General features: G+C 65.1%; 14 protein-coding genes and 5 pseudogenes. 11 read left to right on the top strand and 8 right to left on the bottom strand.

Annotation, left to right across the window (positions count from 1 at the left end):
- Positions 1-53: 53 nt before the first annotated feature.
- A pseudogene (locus XCSCFBP4642_RS0111375) lies at positions 54-338 on the top strand (YqaA family protein); the annotation flags it as partial.
- Between the two features lie 148 nt (positions 339-486).
- Positions 487-762: a hypothetical protein gene (locus XCSCFBP4642_RS0111370; RefSeq protein ID WP_029219889.1), complete on the top strand. Its 276-nt coding sequence runs from the start codon at positions 487-489 to the stop codon at positions 760-762.
- 328 nt (positions 763-1,090) lie between these two features.
- Here the strand turns inward: XCSCFBP4642_RS0111370 and feaR are convergent, their stop codons facing one another.
- On the bottom strand, positions 1,091-2,245 hold the full coding sequence (feaR, locus tag XCSCFBP4642_RS0111365; protein WP_160170368.1) for a transcriptional regulator FeaR: 1,155 nt from the start codon (positions 2,243-2,245) through the stop codon (positions 1,091-1,093).
- Positions 2,246-2,438: 193 nt separating this feature from the next.
- Here feaR and XCSCFBP4642_RS30765 point away from each other — a divergent pair.
- The 6 genes and pseudogenes from XCSCFBP4642_RS30765 to XCSCFBP4642_RS0111335 all read left to right on the top strand — a co-directional run bounded on the left by XCSCFBP4642_RS30765 (position 2,439) and on the right by XCSCFBP4642_RS0111335 (position 9,009).
- Positions 2,439-3,721: pseudogene (locus tag XCSCFBP4642_RS30765) on the top strand (NAD(P)/FAD-dependent oxidoreductase).
- Positions 3,722-3,783: 62 nt separating this feature from the next.
- Positions 3,784-3,990 (top strand): hypothetical protein, encoded by a 207-nt coding sequence (locus tag XCSCFBP4642_RS0111355; RefSeq protein ID WP_029219887.1) that lies wholly within the window; start codon positions 3,784-3,786, stop codon positions 3,988-3,990.
- 288 nt (positions 3,991-4,278) lie between these two features.
- Positions 4,279-5,247, top strand: coding sequence for a helix-turn-helix domain-containing protein (locus XCSCFBP4642_RS0111350; RefSeq protein ID WP_053329553.1), 969 nt, complete (start codon positions 4,279-4,281; stop codon positions 5,245-5,247).
- 224 nt (positions 5,248-5,471) lie between these two features.
- The gene (locus XCSCFBP4642_RS0111345; protein WP_200859752.1) at positions 5,472-6,296 is read left to right on the top strand and encodes a SphA family protein; all 825 of its coding nucleotides are present in this window, start codon (positions 5,472-5,474) and stop codon (positions 6,294-6,296) included.
- Positions 6,297-6,329: 33 nt separating this feature from the next.
- The gene (locus XCSCFBP4642_RS0111340) at positions 6,330-7,547 is read left to right on the top strand and encodes an MFS transporter (protein ID WP_029219884.1); all 1,218 of its coding nucleotides are present in this window, start codon (positions 6,330-6,332) and stop codon (positions 7,545-7,547) included.
- Between the two features lie 4 nt (positions 7,548-7,551).
- Positions 7,552-9,009, top strand: coding sequence for an amidase (locus tag XCSCFBP4642_RS0111335; RefSeq protein ID WP_200859751.1), 1,458 nt, complete (start codon positions 7,552-7,554; stop codon positions 9,007-9,009).
- Positions 9,010-9,306: 297 nt separating this feature from the next.
- Here XCSCFBP4642_RS0111335 and XCSCFBP4642_RS0111330 read toward each other — a convergent pair whose 3' ends face one another.
- Both XCSCFBP4642_RS0111330 and XCSCFBP4642_RS0111325 read right to left on the bottom strand, forming a co-directional pair.
- Positions 9,307-10,629, bottom strand: coding sequence for a PQQ-dependent sugar dehydrogenase (locus XCSCFBP4642_RS0111330; RefSeq protein ID WP_029219882.1), 1,323 nt, complete (start codon positions 10,627-10,629; stop codon positions 9,307-9,309).
- Positions 10,626-11,042, bottom strand: a complete 417-nt coding sequence (locus XCSCFBP4642_RS0111325; protein ID WP_029219881.1) for a hypothetical protein — start codon at positions 11,040-11,042, stop codon at positions 10,626-10,628. The genes XCSCFBP4642_RS0111330 and XCSCFBP4642_RS0111325 overlap by 4 nt, the downstream gene beginning before the upstream one ends.
- A 524-nt stretch (positions 11,043-11,566) precedes the next feature.
- On the opposite strand from XCSCFBP4642_RS0111325, the gene XCSCFBP4642_RS0111320 reads away from it, so the two are divergent.
- Entirely contained in the window at positions 11,567-12,934 is a 1,368-nt protein-coding gene (locus XCSCFBP4642_RS0111320) for a serine hydrolase domain-containing protein (RefSeq protein ID WP_029219880.1), read from the top strand.
- Between the two features lie 8 nt (positions 12,935-12,942).
- Here XCSCFBP4642_RS0111320 and XCSCFBP4642_RS0111315 read toward each other — a convergent pair whose 3' ends face one another.
- Positions 12,943-13,647: a LytR/AlgR family response regulator transcription factor gene (locus tag XCSCFBP4642_RS0111315; protein ID WP_029219879.1), complete on the bottom strand. Its 705-nt coding sequence runs from the start codon at positions 13,645-13,647 to the stop codon at positions 12,943-12,945.
- Positions 13,644-14,666 (bottom strand): sensor histidine kinase, encoded by a 1,023-nt coding sequence (locus tag XCSCFBP4642_RS0111310; RefSeq protein WP_029219878.1) that lies wholly within the window; start codon positions 14,664-14,666, stop codon positions 13,644-13,646. Before XCSCFBP4642_RS0111310 ends, XCSCFBP4642_RS0111315 begins: the two co-directional genes overlap by 4 nt.
- A gap of 612 nt (positions 14,667-15,278) precedes the next feature.
- On the opposite strand from XCSCFBP4642_RS0111310, the gene XCSCFBP4642_RS24620 reads away from it, so the two are divergent.
- Entirely contained in the window at positions 15,279-15,911 is a 633-nt protein-coding gene (locus XCSCFBP4642_RS24620) for a carboxymuconolactone decarboxylase family protein (protein ID WP_033898281.1), read from the top strand.
- Positions 15,912-16,007: 96 nt separating this feature from the next.
- Here the strand turns inward: XCSCFBP4642_RS24620 and XCSCFBP4642_RS0111300 are convergent.
- A pseudogene (locus XCSCFBP4642_RS0111300) lies at positions 16,008-16,181 on the bottom strand (IS5/IS1182 family transposase); the annotation flags it as partial.
- A 57-nt stretch (positions 16,182-16,238) separates the two neighbouring features.
- Here XCSCFBP4642_RS0111300 and XCSCFBP4642_RS0111295 point away from each other — a divergent pair.
- On the top strand, positions 16,239-17,255 hold the full coding sequence (locus XCSCFBP4642_RS0111295; protein WP_029218148.1) for an IS30 family transposase: 1,017 nt from the start codon (positions 16,239-16,241) through the stop codon (positions 17,253-17,255).
- On the opposite strand, the pseudogene XCSCFBP4642_RS29395 reads toward XCSCFBP4642_RS0111295, so the two are convergent.
- Positions 17,245-17,388 (bottom strand): annotated as a pseudogene (locus XCSCFBP4642_RS29395) (IS5/IS1182 family transposase); the annotation flags it as partial. The gene XCSCFBP4642_RS0111295 and the pseudogene XCSCFBP4642_RS29395 overlap by 11 nt on opposite strands.
- Positions 17,380-18,251, bottom strand: a pseudogene (locus XCSCFBP4642_RS29655) (autotransporter-associated beta strand repeat-containing protein); the annotation flags it as partial. The pseudogenes XCSCFBP4642_RS29655 and XCSCFBP4642_RS29395, both read right to left, overlap by 9 nt.
- Positions 18,252-18,688: the final 437 nt, after the last annotated feature.

The following is an 18,688-nucleotide window of genomic DNA, read 5'->3' as shown; positions in this document are numbered from 1 at the left end:
ACCGGATTGCCGGCATCCAGGCGTTCCTGCCTGACAGCGCTCGATGCCGCGCGTTGGGCTCGCTGATCACTTGGTGGATCGGGCGCGAGGCGCTGCGTTTCCAGGAGCGGCGCTGGTTTCCGGTCACGCCACGCGCCCTGCAGCGTGCCCGGCGCTGGTACGGAAAGTACGGCAGGTGGTCGCTGCCATTGAGCTGGATGCCGATCATCGGCGACCTGCTCACCTTGGCCGCCGGTGTGATGCGCGAGCCACTGCGCATCTTTCTGCAATTGGTAGCGATCGCCAAGACCGCACGTTACCTCGTGGTTGCAGCGGCAACGCTGGCGCTCATTCCCTGAGCCTTGAAGCAGCGCGCAGGATGCGTGGCGTGCCACGCCGCCACCCATGCGCACGAGCGTTTAACGCGACACGCCTATGCTATCGGCGCGCCGCAGGCCTTAAGCGGTGCACAGGACGCTGCACATTGGACATCGCAAAGGAGATCGTATGAAGACGCTGCATAGCATGCTGCTCGCCGGATGCCTGCTTGGCCTCAGCCCCCTGGCCTCTGCCGAGGTTGCCAACCTTACCAATAGCGCCGATGGCGCCAACCGCGAGGCCGGCATCACCTCGGTCAAGAAGAAGCTGCAGGACGCCTGCGAGTCGCGCAAGGGCAAGGTGGACATGGCCTCGTTCGAGGTGGTGTTCGAAAAGACCAGCACCAATCCGGACGTGCCCAACCCCTATTACGTGGACGGCAAGATCAAGTGCGATCTGCCCTGAGTCGCCGATAGCAGTGATGCTGCCATCTCAGTGGCTGAGAGTACCCATGAAAGCGGGTGCACCGCCACCGGCGGCGTGCGGTTGGTGCGCAACATCGGCACGGTCCGTTCGTGCACTCCGGTCCCGGGCGTGCCTTCCGCACCTATCTGACGTCTACGCGCGACGTGCTGTTCGCTGTTCTCGAATCGAGGCCAAGAGGCCCCGTGTTGCGGGACGTGTTGTTTCTGCCTGCGGTGTGTTCTTCGTCGCGCGGCGTTGGTCGCTGGCATGCTGCTCAGTCGCCGACAGCCGCGCGGCCGACACAGCGCCATTCTCACGCATCCCATCGTCACGCATCGTGGGCAAACACAGCGCACTGGACGTCGGCGCGATAGTCGCGTGGCGTGCAGGAAAATTGCTTCTTGAACGTGCGACTAAAGTGCGCCGAATCGGTGAAACCCCATCGCCCCGCGATCTGGGTGATCGACGCATGTCGCAGCTGCGGGCTGCGCAAATCGTCGGCGCTGCGCACCAGCCGGCGGCGCAGGATGTAGCGGCACACGGTGTCGCCATCGTCGAACAGGCGATACAACTGGCGCAGCGATACGCCAAGCTGGTGCGCCAGGGCCGCCGGCGCCAGCAAGGGGTTGTCGAGCTGGTGTTCGATCAACTGCTCGGCATGGCGCCGCAGTTGCGTGGACGCCGCATCCAGCAATCGCTGCCCGTCCGCACCGTGGGGACCAGTCCCCAGGGCCGAAGGCACCAGGGCCAGGATGGCCTCGCGCACCGCGCAGCGCTCGGCCCGGGTCAATGCCTCGCCCGCCTTCCACACCTGCTCAACCATGACGCGTAACATCTGGCCGCTGACCGCATGCGTGGAGAGCTTGCCGAACAGTGCCTGGCCCGGCGGCAGCCGCCGTTGCAGGTCGCGGCGATCCAGGTGAATGGAAAGGTGGTCTATCAATCCGCAGCCAACGATATCGTAGGGCTTTGCCGAATCCATCAGCATCATCTCTCCGGGCTGCAACTGCAACGTGTGCTCGCCCTGGTGCAGCATGCGGCTGCTCCCGCTGCATTGCAGGACCAGGAAGCAACTGCGGTCATCCAGCCGGTCTGTGCTGGTGCGTCGGTGCATGATATGCGCCACATTGGTGCGAATCAGCGAGGTCTTGAGCTCGCCGTCGTCGTCATGATCCAGTTCACCCACGAACCCGGCGCGTTGTGTATCCACGCTGGCGCGGAACCCGCCGCAAGCTGCATCCAGCGCATGGTTCCAGGCTTCGACATCGTTGCAGATCCGGACAGGTGCGCGCATTTCACACTGGAATGTGATGATTGACCTGTTTTTGTAACGCAAACACCATGCCAAGTCATGGTGGCGTGCAGCATCCAGGCCTCCGCCGCGAGCCTGAGGCTCGTTCGATAGACGATGCCGATCGATGACGCGCTCCGATATCGATGGAGCCAAGCACCGTCGTCGAATCGATGGCACGCCCTTTGCCACGTTGCCCGTGCCAGCACTGCGCTGATGGCCCAGCGTGCCGGCGAACGGCCCTGCGCGCTGCCCGGGCCTGAAGGCTGGGCACGCAGCGGCGGCTGGCACCGAGGATCAAGTCCGTTGGCAGGCAGCGACAAGCGTTGCGGTCGCGCCCGTGTTTACAGTGCAGGCGACCGCCGCGCAGGATCTCCGCCGCTCCATGATCAACACCGAAACCCCCACCTACTACACCGCCACCCGCAGGTACGCGCTGAGCTTCCGCTCGCTCGAGAAGGAGGTCGATGCGGAGGTCGTCATCATCGGCGGTGGTTTTTCAGGCATCAATACCGCGCTGGAACTGGCCGAGCACGGAGTGACCCACACCATCGTGCTGGAGGGCCGTCACCTGGGCTATGGCGGCCAGGTCATGGCCGGGATCGGCCACGACCTGGATGCGCTGGTGCGCGACGTCGGCCGGCAAGGCGTGCAGGCGCTGTTCGCGCTGAGCGATCTCGGGCCGCAGATCATGCGCGAGCGCATCGCCCGCTACGACATCGATGCCGACTTTCGCAGCGGCTACGGTTACATGGCCTTCAATGCACGCCAGGCCCGGACGCTGCGCGCGTGGGAAACCGAGTTCAAGTCGCTGGGGTCGCCGCACGAAATACGCTATCTGCAACGCTCGGAAATCCAGCAGGTGCTCGGCAGCGATGCCTACTGCGCCGGCCTGCTGCACATGGGAGGCGGCCATGTGCATTCGCTCACCTGCTGCTGGGCGAAGCCAAGGCGCTGAGCCAGAGTTACGGCGTGCGCATCTTCGAGCACAGCCCGGCGCTGGAGGTGAGCTACGGTAACCGGATCACGGTGCGTACCGCCAACGGTCGCGTGCGCGCGCGCAAACTGGTGTGGGCGATCGACGGCTTCAATAACGCAATGGTGCCGGAACTGCACGCCCGCACCATCAATGTCTACGCCTACAAGTCGGTGACCGAGCCGCTGAGCCGCGAACTGATCGAGCATATCAGCCCGATTCGCGGCGCCTTCAGCGACATCCGCCCGGTCATCGATTATTACCGCGTCACCAACGACAACCGGCTGATGTTTGGTTCGTCCACGCCGTTCGTCGAACACATTCCAGGCGATCTCAAACACTGGAATCGCCGCCTGATGCTGAAGATCTTTCCGTATCTAAAGGATGTCGCCATCGACCTGGCCTGGGGCGGCCCGCTGGCCTGTTCCAGGAATCTGTTCCCGCAGATCGGCACCTTGCCCGACCGCCCGAATGCCTTCTACGTGCAGGGGTATTCCGGCTTTGGAGTCACCCCCAGCCAGATCATCTGCAAGGTGCTGGCCGAAGGCATCCTGGGCGGATCGGAGCGCTACCGCCTGATCAGTTCGATCAACCACGCCGCCATTGCCGGCAAGGATCAATTCCGCAAACTGCTGGTGAGCCTGGGCAACCTGATGCACCAGGGCTCGGGCTACTGGCACGGGCGGCGTTGAGCCCTGCCCCGCGTTCGCCTCGTATCGCAGTTCACCTGACTATACCCAAAGGAGCCACCCGCATGACCTTTACGCCCATCACGCACGCGCTGAGCCTGGACGACCTGGACGACTGGGGCAATGTGACCGACCTTGGCGCGCAGATGCTCGGCGACGAGCTCAAGGCCTACGGCCGCATGACCCATGGCGCGCCGACCGATCCGATCAGTGCCGCCTATTTCGGCACCACCAAGGGCAGGTTCCGCATGACCCACCCCTTCGTCGTCTGAGCATACGCGCCAGCCAACTGCGCCGAGTGCTGCGCGGATCCAGCCGATGGACGGCGGGATCCGCGACACCGCACGGTGACCGCGCCGATACACACGCTGCGCTGCAGCGTGGCTGCAGACACTCATCGTGTCGCAGCGTGCTCGGGATGACACGCTCGCAGCCCGCCCGCGCCGGGATGCACCCATGCCCGATTCGTGCAACAGTGCGGTCTGCCGAAGGCGGCGCCACTGCGCGCCGGGGCTGCAGCGCTGTCGTCTTCGCACCTCCTTCCAGCTCCGGGACCTGCCATGTCAGCCAGTTCCGTTTCCGCATTCGTGGTCCAGCACTGCAGCACCGCTGCGGTGGAGGCACATGCTCAGGCCATGCCGCGCTGGCAGGTTCGTTACGACCAGACCAGCAGCGGGCGTTTCACCGGACACCTGGACGACTTGCAGCTGGATGGCATCCAGGTGGTGCGCGATCGCGCCAACCAAGCCATGCTCAAGTGCGGGGAAGCCTGGCCCGGCGCGCTGGTCATCAGCCTGCCGCTGCGCGGAGCCGACATGGAGATGTACTGCGAGGGCTATCGCTACCAGGATCCCTGCCTGCTGGTCACGCCCGGCCATCGCCTTCCCGAACTGCAGACGCCCGCGCAGGTGGAAGTGCTGTCGTTCGCGATTGACCAGCATCTGGTCGATTGGCTGCTCGAACGCCAGCACTGCCCGCCACCGGCACGCACGCGAACGTTGCGCCGGACGCCCCCGCGCACCCTGCACGCGATGCAGGGCGTCAGCCAGGACCTGTTCGATTCGCAAACGCTGACCACCGCGATGCACACACATGCCGTGGTGCGTCGCGGCACCCGGGACGGGCTGCTGCAACTGCTGCTGAACATGCTAGACACCACCGACGCCGCGCCGCTGCGTCCCAGCGCGAGAAAGCGCCTGGTCGATCGCGCGCGCGACTACGCGCTGGCACACGCCGAACGCGCGCCCACGGTACTGGAGTTGTGTGGGCATGTCGGTGCCAGCCGGCGCAAGCTGCAGTACTGTTTTCAGGAAAGCCTGGGCACCAATCCGGTGGCCTATCTGCGCACCCTGCGACTGAACCAGGTACGGCGCTCGCTGACCAGCAAGGGGCCGGGCCGCTCGGTGCAGGACATCGCTGCGGCCTGGGGATTCTGGCATCCGAGCCGGTTTGCCGGGGAGTACCGTCAGTTGTTCGGGCAAAGCCCGTCGGAAACCCGCCATCAGGCACTGGGCACCTTGGCGGGGTAGGACGAGCGTTACGCACGCGGCCGCGACAAAAACAGAAATACATTGCCGATTCTGGATAACGGGCATGCAAACGTTCCGCTTAGTTTGGAGTTGTAACTCCGACAGGCAAGGAACTCCCGATGTCCCAGCACCGCTGTCGTCCGCTCCGTTCGCTGTCTGCAAGCATGCTTCTCTGTAGTGCATTCGCTGCCCAGGCCACCGAAAACGGTGCGCCCTCCACCCCGATGGGACTGTACGATTTCGGCGGCGGCTTCATGCCACCCAGCACTCCGGTCGGCACCTTCGGCGTGCGCACCGCGTACTACTCCAGCGACCGCCTCAACGACGGTGCAGGCCATCGCAGCCCCAACGATGTTTCGCTGGATGTGCTGTCGCTGGGGCTGGCCTATATCCGCATGACCGACACCCGCATCCTCGGCGCGCGCTATGGCTTCGGGACGGTGGTGCCCTTTTTCCGCATGGATGCGGGCCTGGCGGTCAGGGCCAATGGCATGACCGTGTTCCAGGACCAGGCCAGGGTATTCCGGCTGGCCGATGTGCAGGTGACGCCGGTGATCCTGCAATGGACGCCATCGCGCAACCTGGGCATCAACTTCCAGTTCCAGATCCAGGCACCGACCGGCGACTACGAGGCCAGCCGGCTGATCTCTCCTGGCCTCAATCGCTGGACGTATTCGCCGCTGCTCAACGTCAGCTGGATCAGCCAGGGCGGCCTGGAGCTGTCTTCCTCGTTCCAGTTCGATATCAACACGCGCAACCCCGATACTGATTACCGCAGCGGCGTGGAATACCGCCATGAATTCGCCATCGGCCAGCACCTGGGATCGTGGACGGCGGGTGTGGGCGGCTACTACTACCGCCAGGTCACCGATGACCAGCGTAACGGCCAGGATATCGGCAACCGCGCGCGGGTAGTGGCACTGGGACCGGCAGTGAGCTTCTTCGAGCCGGGCAAGATGCCGCTCTGGCTCCATGTCTACAGGAAGTTCGGCGCGCGCAATCGTGCCGAGGGCTACACCGTGGCGTTGCGCTTTGCGCACACTTTCTGAGCTGCGGCCATGATCACGTCTAAGGGGGATGCCATGAATGACGCCAACGGCGCAGTCCGTCAGGCAGGCCGCGCGCAAGGCGCGGTGCTGTTGCTCGGCAGCAGCCTGACCACTATGGGTGCAGTGATGATTGCGCCCGTGTTACCCAAACTCGGCGCGCAGTTCGGCCCGGTCGATCCACAGGCGGGCCTGCTGGTACCGCTGGTGGTGACCGGGCCGGCACTGGCGATCGCGCTATTCGCACCGGCGGCCGGCGGGCTGGCCGACCTGTTCGGCCGCAAGGGGCTGCTGATCCTGGCCACGCTCGCCTACGCCGTGCTCGGCGTTCTGCCGGCATTTCTGCAGGATCTGACCAGTATCGTGGGTGCACGCCTGCTGTTCGGGTGTGCCGAAACGGCGGTGATGACCTGTTGCACCACGCTGATTGCCGACTACTGGCAGGGCGAACGCCGCTTGCGCTATGTCAACCTGCAGGTGGCGTGCATTGCGCTGATCGGCTCGCTGTTCTTCGTGGTCGGCGGTGCGCTTGGCGAACATTCCTGGCGCATGCCGTTCTATCTGTACCTGCTGCCCTTGCTGCTGGTGCCGGCAATGCTGAAGGTATTGTGGGAACCGACCGCAACGCAGGCAACACCGCTGGCGGCGGCATCGGAAGGCAAGGTCGGCCGCTCCGCGCTGGTGGTGGGCTATTTGCTGGTGTTCTTCGGGATGTCGCTCTGCTACATCGTGCCGGTGCAGGCGCCGGTGCTGCTGGTCGCCATGGGCGTGACATCGAGCACGATGATCGGCCTGTCTGCCGGGCTGGGATTGCTGTCCACCTTGGGCGGTTCGCTGGTCTGGCCGCTGCTGCGTCGCTGGGTTGGCATGCCCGCGACCAATGCGCTGCTGTTGGCGCTATTGGCGTTGGGCCTGTGGCTGCTGGTCGGCGCACAGACCTACGCACAGGTGTTGCTGGCGGTGAGCGTGCACGGGTTCGGTGCCGGGCTGCTGGTGCCCAATGCGATGACCCCGGTGATGAACGCGCTGCCGTTGCGCGTGCGCGGCCGCGGCATGGGCGGCTTTACCTCCAGCCTGTACCTGGGCCAATTCGCCAGCCCGTTGCTGATCACTGCCTTGCTGCCGGCCGGTGGCGATCTGCACGGCGCGATCCGGATCGCCGCCGGCGCCGCGCTGGCGGTCGCCATGCTGTGGGCGGCGCGTGCGTTGCTGCGCCGGGCGCCTGCTCTTTCTACCGATTCGCAAGCGAGGTGATGGCATGATGCAGGATATCGATGCGTTGTTGGACAGCCACGATGGAGTCGGCCTGGCTGCGCTGGTGAGGAATGGCGAGATCCAGCCGCTGGAACTGACCGAGGCCACGATCGCGCGGCTGGAACGGGTGGCATCGCTGAACGCGGTGGCCGAGACGCTGTATGACCAAGCGCGTGCCACCGCGCGCCAGCCTGCCACCCGGCAGGGCGCGCTGGCCGGCGTGCCGACGCTGATCAAGGACCTGTTCTCGCCCCTGCGCGGAGCGCGCATGGGCAATGGCTCGCTGGCGCAGGGCGATGCGCGCGCCGATCTGGATTGTGCGGTGGTGGAGCGGTTGCGGGCTGCCGGCTGCGTCTTCCTGGGCACCAGCACCTCACCGGAATTCGGCACGTCCTACACCACCGAATCCACCCGCTTCGGTGCCACGGCCAATCCATGGGACATCACCCGCAGTGCCGGCGGTTCCAGCGGCGGCGCGGCCGCGCTGGTGGCCGCACGCGCGGTGCCGTTTGCGCATGGCAACGATGGCGGCGGATCGCTGCGGGTGCCTGCCTCGTGTTGCGGGGTCTTCGGGCTCAAGCCCAGCCGCGGCCGCATGCCATCCGGGCCGCTGATCGGCGAAGGCTGGGCCGGCATGGGCATCACACACGCCATCACCCGCTCGGTCCGCGACAGCGCGGCGCTGCTGGACGCCACCGCCGGTGCCGATCTGGGGGCGCCCTACGCTGCGCCAGCCCAGGCTGCGCCGTTCATGGCCGCGATCGAACGCGACCCCACTCCCTTGCGCATCGCGCTGGTGGAACACCTGGCGCCCTGGCCCAGCGGCGCGGACGCGCTGGCCGCGGTCCGTCATTCGGCCGGGCTGTGTAGCCTCCTTGGCCATCACGTTGAAGCGGCGCGCCTGCCGGTGGACCTGCCGGTGCTGGTGGACCAGCTGTTCGACATCATCGGCCCCAGCACGCGCTGTTATCTGGACATGCTGGGCCATCTGCGGGGCGCGCCGGTGACCGACGCCGAACTGGAACCGCGTACCCGGGTGATCCTGCGCGAAAAAGGTCATGTCAGCGGTGCGCGCTATGCTGCTGCGGTGGCCGCGATCCACGTCCTGGGACGGCAGCTGGCGACCTTGCTGCAGGACTACGACCTGATCCTGACCCCGACCCTGACCCGCGCACCGCCGCTGCTGGGAACGCTGGATGCGTTCGACGACACCATCTCGCTGGCGCGGCTGATCGACGACTTCCACAGCTATTCGCCATTTACTGCCTTATTCAACGCAAGCGGTCAGCCGGCGATGTCGGTACCGTTGTACTGGAGCCCGGCCGGGTTGCCGATCGGTGCGCACTTTGCCGCGCGCTTCGGCGAGGAAAGCACATTGCTGGCGCTGGCCGCGCAACTGGAACGCGCGCAACCCTGGGCCGGACGCGTTCCTCCGCTCAATGCCAGTGCGGTGGGCCGTTAAGGCGCGAATGCTGATGGGCTTCTGGCGCAGCGCGCGCTGCGCCAGTGCATCTGCATGCAAGCATGCTCCGTCGGCAACGGTGCGGAACGTCTGATGCCACTGTCAGCGGCCTTGCTGGCGCGCAGCGATCGCACCTGTGCGCATTCAATGCCTGCGGGGAAACGCCTGTTACGCAATCGGCGTATCTGCCAGAGCGTCTCAATCGCTATGACGAGATCAAGCCAAGGCGATATCAGGCCGCAAAGCTGTCACGGCGCGAACGCCGTGTCAGCCTGAGTCGCGATTGCTCGCACCGCTTCAGCGCATCGCTTGCGGCGACGATGCTGGCGCGGTGTCCGGCGTCACACGCCAGATGATGTTGGCCAGGTCATCGGCCACGAGCAGCGCGCCGCGCGGATCGACCGTCACGCCTACCGGGCGGCCGTGCGTCTTGCCATCCTCACCATGGAAGCCGGACACGAAGTCGATGGGGTCGCCCGCGGGCCGGCCGTCGCGGAACGGCACGAACACCACCTTGTAGCCCACCGGCGGATTGCGGTTCCAGCTGCCGTGCTCGCCGACGAAGACGCCGTCTGCGAACTTCGCACCCATCACCGGCGCGGAGAACGCGACGCCCAGTGCTGCCACGTGCGAGCCCAAGGCGTAGTCCGGCTCGATCGCCGAGGCCACCTTCTGCGGATCCTGCGGCATGACCCGCGTGTCCACGTGCTTGCCCCAGTAGCTGTAGGGCCAGCCGTAGAAGCCGCCTTCGCGAACCGAGGTCAGATAGTCGGGCACCAGGTTCGGGCCGATCTCGTCGCGTTCGTTGACCACCGCCCACAGCGCGCCGCTGCCGGGCTGGATGGCCAGCGCGGTCGGATTGCGCAGACCGGTGGCATACGGCCTGTGCGCGCCGGTGGCCGCATCGACCTGCCAGACCTGCGCGCGATCGATTTCGACATCCATGCCGCGCTCGGTAATGTTGCTGTTGGAGCCGATCGCCACGTATAGATAGCGGCCGTCCGCACTGGCGGTCAGCGCCTTGGTCCAGTGATGGTTGATGGCCGACGGCAGGTCGGTCAGCTTGCTTGGCGCGCCGCTGGCCTTGGTCTGGCCGTCGCGGTAGTCGAAGCGCACCAGGGCATCCTGGTTGGCGACGTAAAGCGCATTGCCGATCAGCGCGAGCCCATACGGTGCGTTGAGCTTGTCGGCGAAGACGGTCTTCAGTTCATAGGTGCCGTCGCCGTCGGCGTCACGCAACAAGGTCAGACGATTGCCGCTCTTGACCTGGGTGGTGCCCTTGGCCTTGATCGGGCCGGCAATGATGTCCTTGGGCTTGAGCTTGGGCGCAGAGCCACCGCGGCCCTCGGCCACCAGGATGTCGCCGTTCGGCAGCACCAGCGTCTGCCGCGGAATGGCCAGGTCGCGCGCAATGGCGGTGATGCGGTACCCGGACGGCACGGTCGGGGTGCTGTTGCCCCACGCAGTGGGCTCGGCGATCGTCATGTCCGGCAGCACGCCGCGATCGGGTGCGGGCAAGTTGGGCGTCGCGCCGTGCTGATCCAATTCGGGCGCCTGACCACAGGCCGCCAACGCGGCAGCGAGGATGGGGACCACTAGCACTCGGGATTGGCGGCTCATCGTGCACCTCCCAGACGCAGACCGGACAGCCCCGACCAGGCGGCAACCACCGCAAACAGCGTTGCGATGCCCGACAGCACCAGCGCCCCCGGCATGATGGCCCATGCGTCGCGTGCGTGATGCAGGGCATCGAAGAAGCCCACCACCCAGGTGGCCACCAGCGCCAGCAGGTAGACCCGATTGCCGCTGCCGCGGACCAGCCCGATCACCGCGGCCAGCAATGCAATGGTGGTCGTCACCATCGCCCCGACCAGCAACCACGACGCGAAGTTGCTCCACTGGATCTGGTAAGAGCTCCAGTAGGCGTAATCGCTGAGTAGCGTGCCCAGGAACAATGGCCACACGCCACCGAGGATGGCGGCGTGGAACGGATGGATGGCCCGCAAGCGGGTCGGGACAACGGTTGCATTCATGGCGGACTCGTATGGCATGGCAAGACGTGAATCCGATGCTGCCAGCTTGCATGTGATGAGCAGGACGATATTGGCCGGACGCCACGCCTGTGTCCCCAGGCCATTGCGTTTCTGGCCGATGCATGCGGGCGCAGTCCGGTGCGACGTCGCGGCCGACGCAGCGCCGCCACGCGCAGGCCCGCATCGGCAATCTTGACCGGCATTCCGAGTATTGCCACACCGATCGCTGCAAGGCAGCGCTCGCGCAGGTCTTCACGACGCCACCGCCCAGGAACATGTTCGAGTGCAGCAGATCCGTCCCTACCCGTCCGCCGACCTCGCTGCGTGCGTGGCTGTTCGATGGCAATACCGGCGGTGTCCGCCTCGGCCCGACCTTCGCTCACCCTGCTCCACAGCGGCCGTAGGACCTGCCATTCGTCCTGATGCACAACCGCTCGCAGGCCACTGCGACCGCATGTCATAGAGTGCTGGGGCCACCGCCCAGCCTCTCCTACGCTGGCCTCATTCACTGAAGGAGCAGGTGCATGAAGACGTTCGGGATGGTGGTGCTGATGACGGTACTGGGCATGGCAGGTCCGGCCGTCGCCGGGCAGGCGCAGGGCGCAGCGGATGCACGCACCGCGCTGGCGCGCGAGGCGGCTACCTTTTTCGAGGACAGCCAGCCCGGCGGCGTGGTGCTGGTCACCCGCGGCGACCAGGTGCTGCTGCGCCAGGCCTACGGACTGGCAGACATCGAGAATGGCGTGGCCATGCAGCCGGATGCCGCGCTGCGGCTGGCGTCGGTGACCAAGCAGTTCACCGCCGTGGCGGTGCTGCAACTGGTGCAGGCCGGCAAACTGCAACTCGACGCCACGCTGGTGTCGCTGGATCCGGCGTTGAGCGGGCCGCTGGCCCAGGTGACGGTGCGGCAGCTGCTCACCCATACCTCCGGCATCAAGAACGTCAGCAGCATCGCCGCCTCGCGTGCCGCACGCCGCGAGGACACCGACGCGGCAACCCTGCTGAACACCTTCAAGGACCTGCCGCTGGAGTTCGATGCCGGTACGCGGTTTCGTTACAGCAATTCCAATTACATCGTGCTGACCCACCTGATCGGGCGCGTGTCAGGGCAGCCCTACCCCACCTACATGCAGCAGGCGCTGTTCGCGCCACTGGGCATGCAGCACACGCGCTACGACAGCCACCTGGCGGTGATTGCCAAACGGGCGCACGGCTACCGGCGCAGCAAGGGCGAACTGCAGAACGCCGACTTCATCAGCATGACGCAGCCGCAAGGCGCCGGCGGCCTGATCAGCACCGTGGACGACCTGGCGCGCTGGCACCGCGCCCTGCGCGACGGCGTGCCGGTGTCCGCCGGACTGCTGGCGCAGGCGATGCGCAAGACCACGCTCGCCGATGGCAGTGCTTCGCCTTACGGGTTCGGCTGGATCGTCGGCCAGGCGAACGGCATTGCCGACGTGGAGCACGGCGGCTTCATCAATGGCTTCAACAGCTACATCGTGCGTCTGCAACAGCCGGATGTCTTCGTCACCGTGCTGACCAATGCCGAATTCCTGGACCCGACCGACCTGAGCGTACGCCTGGCCGCCATCGCTGCCGGCAAGGCCTATGCACCGGCGCATGCCGGGCGCGCGACCGACACTGCCCCGCTGGGCCGCTACCGCTTCGGCAAGGACGATGTGCGGGCCCTGACAAACGTCGACGGCCATCTGCAACTGCAACACGAAGGAGACGAACCACGCGCCCTCACGCTGCACGCCGATGGCCGTTACTACCTCGATACCGGCCTGGATGCGTTGAGCTTTGCCACCGATGGTAGTAGCCGGACAATCATGACCCTGCACGATCGCCTGATGGGCGACAGCAGCGGCACCCGCGAGACGGCACCGTAACGCACGCGCTAGAGGCTGAGCATCTCGCGGAACCGGGCACTCTGCCGACGTGAGATCTCCACTTCCAGGCCGCCGCGCAGGGTGAGCATCAGGCCGCCGTTGCTCCACGGCGCCACCTGCTCCACGAAGTCGAGATTGACGATGTACTTGCGGCTGGCACGGAAGAACTTGTCCGGCGCCAGCTGCATCTCGATCGCGCCCAGCGGGCGATACAGCATCGGCGACTGGCTCTGGAAGTACACCCGGCTGTAATTGCCAACCGCTTCGATCGCACGGATCTCGCGCGGCTTGACCAGAAAGCACTGCTCGCCATCCTTGATGAAGATGGCGACATCCATCGAACGCCGTACCGGCGTGGCCGGTACGGCCTCGCCCAGTTTCGCGATCGCCTGCGCCAGCCGCAGCGGCTCGATCGGCTTGAGCAGATAGTCCACCGTGTTGTAGCCAAAGGCCTTGAGCGCATGCACGTCGAACGCCGTGGTGAAGATGATGCGCGGCACCTGGCTCAGCCGTTGCAGCACATCGAAGGCGGTGCCGCCCGGCAGATCGATATCCAGGAACACCACGGCCGGCGCAGCCGATTCGATCAGCGCCACCGCCGTCTCCACATCGCCGGCATGGCCGATCACGCGCAATTGCGGGTAGCCCTTGAGCTGGTGCTCCAGTTCGAAACGGGCCAGCTCCGAATCCTCCACGATCACCGCTTCGATCACGCAATGCCTCCAATCCACACCTGGGCAACCACGTGCCCGCCCGCGTCGTCCAGTCCCAGGCCGGCACCCGTGCCGAACGACAGCTGCAGCCGCTGGCGCAGGTTCGCCAGGCCGGTCCCACTGCCATCACTGTGCACCAGCTGGCCGGTGTTGCTCACCCGGATCTGCAGGCGCGTGCCGTGCAGCGCGATGTCCACCTGCAAGTCGCCCCCACTGCTGCTTGGCCCCAGGCCGTGCTTGATCGCGTTCTCCACCAACAGCTGTACGCAGAAGCGTGGCACGCGCATCGGCCGGGCCTGCGCGTCCACCTGCTCGGCATAGCGCAGGCGCTTGCCGAGCTGCATGCCGACCAGGCCCAGATAATCGCGCACCACCGCCATTTCCTCGTCCACCGTGACCAGCGCTTCTTCGCCTCCGCTGAACTGATAGCGCAGCGTGCTGGCGAACCGGGTGATCTGTTCGCGCGCCAACTCCGGGTCCATCAGGATCAGGGCACGGATGTTGTTGAGCGTATTGAAGGTGAAGTGCGGGCTGATATGGCCGAGCAGGCGCTGCAATTGCGCTTCCTTGAGCGCCAGGCGCAGATCGTTCTGGTGTCGCGTGGCGTCGGCCAGCCGCGTCTGCCGGCTGATCGACAGGTACAACAGGCTCCAGGCGATGTAGGCAGGCAACAGCAAGGCGGTGCCGGAGATCATCGGCTGGGACTCATGTAGTGCCCGCACCGCCGGCGACACATCGCGCAGCGCCCACAACACGCCATGTACGGCCAGATCCACGCCCAACGCCATCGCCAGGCTGCTGACGAACAACAGCCCCAGCCAGCGTAGCTCGCCATAGCCATCGGCCTGCAGTGTCCGGTAGATCCAGCGCAATGCCAGGCTGCCGATCATCCCGCCGACGCTCAGGCTGACCACGCCGGCACCTTGCAGCGCAGCGGGCACCAGATCTTCGCTCGGACGCGCCAGGTAGGCGATCGCCAGGAACAACGACCATCCCAAGGCCTGCATCAACCAGAACATGCGCCTTACACCGCGCATGGCGGCCCTTTCGCGGTATCGATCACCCAACCCACCCCATTGGTGCGCAGGCAGGCCAGCCCTGCTGCAGGCAGCCGCAGAGCATAGAGCGATGGGAAGCCCTGCACCAGTCGCCGGATGCGCGATGCGTGGATTGCGGTGACCGATGTGGTGGCGCCAGGCGCGTCGACAGCGTGCCGGCTGATTCTGGTCTGAGCGCTGCGAAGAAGAAGGCCCGCTCGCAACTTGCCTCCGCGATCGACTGACTTGGCAGGCAATCACACCGCCCCCCTGCTGCGTGTCCTGCATCAGCGTTCATGGCCCACACCGATGAAACAGCCACGTCGAGACAACTTGCTTGCCGTGGCAACCTCGTCTTGGCAAGGCGAGACAGCCCGCGTGCTTCTTCACAGGGCACGTGACGCTATGGCCTTTGGCCGCATGCCGCTGTCGAAGTCAGTGCTTGGAATTACGCACATCGGCCCCTAAATCCATGAGTGCACCCATGCTGCAGATCGGCGTGATGCCCGCTTGCGTGGCGGCATGCGTCGGCGTTGCAGTCCTCTGTGTCGTTGCCCCTCCCCCGCGGCAGCATTTCCCCCGGAGTCAATCGTGATGCCCATTTCCGAAAGCCTGTCGCCCTGGCAGCAAGCCATTGCCCCGATCGCCGCATTCGCGACCACGGGCGATATCGAACGGTTGAAGCCGGCGCTGGACGCCGGCCTCGACGCAGGCCTGACCATCAACGACTGCAAGGAAGTGCTGGTGCAGGTCTACGCTTACGCCGGCTTTCCACGCAGCCTCAATGCGTTGGCGGCATTGATGCAGGTCATCGAGGCACGGCGGCAGCGTGGCGTTGTCGATCCGCCTGGCGACTCGCCGGGCCCGGTTCCGACCGGCCAGGCGTTGCTCGCATTGGGAACCGCCAATCAAACCCAACTGGCAGGCGCACCGGTGACCGGGCCGCTGTTCGAGTTTGCACCGGCCATCGACCAGTATCTGAAGACGCACCTGTTCGGCGACATCTTCGCGCGCGACAACATGGACTGGATGAGCCGTGAGCTGGCCACCGTGAGCATACTCGCCGCACTGGAGGGTGTGGAAGCGCAGTTGCAGTCGCACCTGAAGATCAGCCTGAACATCGGCGTGACCACGGCGCAGCTCAACGCACTGGCACAGGTGCTGGACAAGCGTGTCGGCGCTGCCGCCGGCACGCGCGCCAAGGCGGCGCTGGCGAAGACGCAGTAGCCCCGCGCTGGGGGTGAGCACTGCTGGCTGAAATCTGCGTGCCTGGCGGCGATCAGGCCGAGCCGGCCTTACTCAGTCGTCCCTGAAAAATCCCATTCAATCACCCACTGCCTGCGTTGACCGCTGCACGGCACGCAAGGACATCCATACCATCGCGCCCATCCAGGCACGCAAAAACGCGATCCAGCGCAGCAGCCAGCGTAGGTTGTAGCCGGCGGCGCAGCCGAGCACATGCAACGCATCGCCTTCGGCGCCGTTGAGCCGGCGACGACGCAGCTTAGACTCAACTTCCAAGTGCAACACCCCGCCTTGACGTAGGGTAGCGGCATGGGCACACAGTACAGGCACCTGGGTTCCGAAGAACGCGCTTTGCTTCAAATTGAACTCGGTAACGGAATGAGCATCAACTCCATTGCAAGGCGACTCAATCGCAGTGCGTCCACCCTGTCGCGCGAGATAAGGCGACAGGGCGAACCTGTCTATGCGGCAACCAGCGCAGCCAGCAACTATCGGCTGCGCCGCAGAGCGTGCGTTCGAAGGCGCCGGCTTGTTGAAGGCAGTGCGCTCTTTCAGCAGGTGCGTGACGACTTGGTTCTGTATCGTTGGTCGCCCCAGCAAATTGCTGCCAAGCTCAAGGCCATGCATCCGGATGATCCAAGTCAACGCGTGAGTCACGAAACAATCTACGCCGCTATCTACGCGCATCCGCGTGGTGGTTTGAAGAAAGAGCTTGTGGAGGCGCTTCGTCAGCACAAGCCGACGCGAGGCTTGCGCCGTACAACCGCTGCCAAGCGCACGTGGGTGCCGGAGGAGCTGCGTATCGTCCATCGGCCTGAAGAGGTGGCGCAGCGCTTGATTCCTGGGCACTGGGAAGGCGACCTGATCAAAGGGGCTTTCAACCGCTCGTGCGTAGGCACGCTGGTGGAGCGAAAGACGCGCTTTGTGGTGCTGTGCAAGATGGATGGCTGTACTGCACAGGATGCGCTGGAGGGCTTCACGCGACAGATGAAGAAGCTGCCGCGTTTCCTACTGGGAAGCCTCACCTATGACCGCGGAACCGAGATGACGTGTTATCCAGAGCTGATGAAGCGGCTCAACATCGATCTTTGGTTCGCCGATCCACATGCGCCCTGGCAGCGCGGCAGCAATGAGAACACCAACGGCCTGCTGCGCCAGTTCATGCCAAAAGGCGCGGACTTGTCCAAGGCGAGCCAGGAGTATCTCAACAACGTCGCCGACCTGATGAACGCCCGGCCACGGCAGACGCTTGGCTGGAAGACGCCGAACCAGGCGCTGGAAGAAGAGATCGCTCAATTCAACTCACGTGTTGCACTTGCAAGTTGAGACCGCCCAGACGGCAGTCCTCTTTCAGATGTCCGATCACCGGTTCTACCGCCTGACGGCGTTTGATCCAGCGCCATTGCCGTCGCGTCAGCATCCTGGCCTTGCCGCGATGGAGCACCTGCACCCCATCGACCACGCCGGTTTGCGCAAAGCGCAACAGGCGGCCGGGACCGAGTACCTTCAGGCCAGGGCCGCCCGCGCTACTGATGCTGCTGCCGGTCACCGCAGCGAAGGTGTTGGTGTGTTGACACCCATTGTCACGCTGCCGCTGATGGCGCCGGCATTGAGGAAGGTATTACCGGCGGCGGACGACTGGAAGCCGACGCGTCCTTCGATGGTACCGGTGTTGACGGCGTTGCCGGTGCCACCGCCACTTACTGCAATGACCGGGGTATCGGCTCCAGGACCGACAGGTTGAGAAGCGCCCTGCTGCTGATCAGGCCGGCGTGTCTGACCTTGACCATGCCGTTGCTGGCGGAGGTGATCCCCAGCGCCATGCCGTCGAGATTGAGCAGGTTGGCGCCGACCACCCCACCGATGGCGTAGATACGGCCGCCTGCGAGATTATTGGCAATCACTGACGTTGAACTCGCATTGCCCATGGCGACGCCGGTGCCCAGCACCGACAGCAGGCCAAGGATGGACGGGTCGATGGCGTCGTTGTTGTTGAGCGTGGCATTGGTGCCGCCACGTGCGATCGACGTGCCGCCAGCAGACCCGCACCCATTTGCGTGCCGGCTGCCACGTTGAGGTGAGGTTGCGTGCGTTGCTGGCAAATGCGTTGCTGGTGCCGGCAAGCCCGGCAGGTAAGGTTGCGCCCGCCGCAGGGATCTCGGGCGTGCAGGCTCCCCAGGCCAACGAGGGCTGGCGGCCCCTGCCGCCAGCATCACCAGGCCCGGCAGGGCGCGTCGTCCTGCACCCGACTTGCGTCGACGGCGTACCAGTTCATGCGTTACCGATGGCCGCGTTCCAGATAAGCGCAAATGCATGATTCATCCTGATTCCCCTGATGGCCGCCCACACGCATGCGCCAATGGCTGTGCCCGCTCAATGCCGGCGGTGGATTGAGGTTTGAGTCTTATCGGGCAAGGACCTGGCCCGCGCCCGCCAGATAAGGGATGGAGAGCGATTAATACCAATTGCAAAACTCACAGCAAGAAATGAGCAGCCGAACCAACACCCTTGAAACCGTGCTGAATATCACTAACCATGCGTTAATGCATGGGCACCTGGCCAATCTGTCTTATGGTCTGCTCGCGCTCGATGATTTACAAAAATGGCAGCGCCTGTCGTATCCAATGGTCGGGAATGCTTATTCATCGATGCAATTTGCGACATTTCCACGCCCTTGCAGCTGTATAGATTGCGCCCGGCAATCGATGGCGAGCGGGTGCAGGCCCATCATGTCGACAGCAAGGCGAACCATTGCAATA

The organism is Xanthomonas cassavae CFBP 4642 (genome assembly GCF_000454545.1).
GTDB classification, from domain to species: domain Bacteria; phylum Pseudomonadota; class Gammaproteobacteria; order Xanthomonadales; family Xanthomonadaceae; genus Xanthomonas; species Xanthomonas cassavae.
This window is presented reverse-complemented; position numbering and strand designations above follow the sequence as displayed.

Bases quoted from the DNA above. Each gene is read 5' to 3' on its own strand.
- XCSCFBP4642_RS0111320 (WP_029219880.1), top strand. From the start codon at position 11,567: ATGAAGACGTTCGGGATGGTGGTGCTGATGACGGTACTGGGCATGGCA.
- XCSCFBP4642_RS0111345 (WP_200859752.1), top strand. From the start codon at position 5,472: ATGGGACTGTACGATTTCGGCGGCGGCTTCATGCCACCCAGCACTCCG.
- XCSCFBP4642_RS0111355 (WP_029219887.1), top strand. From the start codon at position 3,784: ATGACCTTTACGCCCATCACGCACGCGCTGAGCCTGGACGACCTGGAC.
- XCSCFBP4642_RS0111340 (WP_029219884.1), top strand. From the start codon at position 6,330: ATGAATGACGCCAACGGCGCAGTCCGTCAGGCAGGCCGCGCGCAAGGC.
- XCSCFBP4642_RS24620 (WP_033898281.1), top strand. From the start codon at position 15,279: ATGCCCATTTCCGAAAGCCTGTCGCCCTGGCAGCAAGCCATTGCCCCG.
- XCSCFBP4642_RS0111370 (WP_029219889.1), top strand. From the start codon at position 487: ATGAAGACGCTGCATAGCATGCTGCTCGCCGGATGCCTGCTTGGCCTC.
- XCSCFBP4642_RS0111350 (WP_053329553.1), top strand. From the start codon at position 4,279: ATGTCAGCCAGTTCCGTTTCCGCATTCGTGGTCCAGCACTGCAGCACC.
- XCSCFBP4642_RS0111335 (WP_200859751.1), top strand. From the start codon at position 7,552: ATGATGCAGGATATCGATGCGTTGTTGGACAGCCACGATGGAGTCGGC.
- XCSCFBP4642_RS0111310 (WP_029219878.1), bottom strand. From the start codon at position 14,666: ATGTTCTGGTTGATGCAGGCCTTGGGATGGTCGTTGTTCCTGGCGATC.
- XCSCFBP4642_RS0111330 (WP_029219882.1), bottom strand. From the start codon at position 10,629: ATGAGCCGCCAATCCCGAGTGCTAGTGGTCCCCATCCTCGCTGCCGCG.
- XCSCFBP4642_RS0111325 (WP_029219881.1), bottom strand. From the start codon at position 11,042: ATGAATGCAACCGTTGTCCCGACCCGCTTGCGGGCCATCCATCCGTTC.
- XCSCFBP4642_RS0111295 (WP_029218148.1), top strand. From the start codon at position 16,239: ATGGGCACACAGTACAGGCACCTGGGTTCCGAAGAACGCGCTTTGCTT.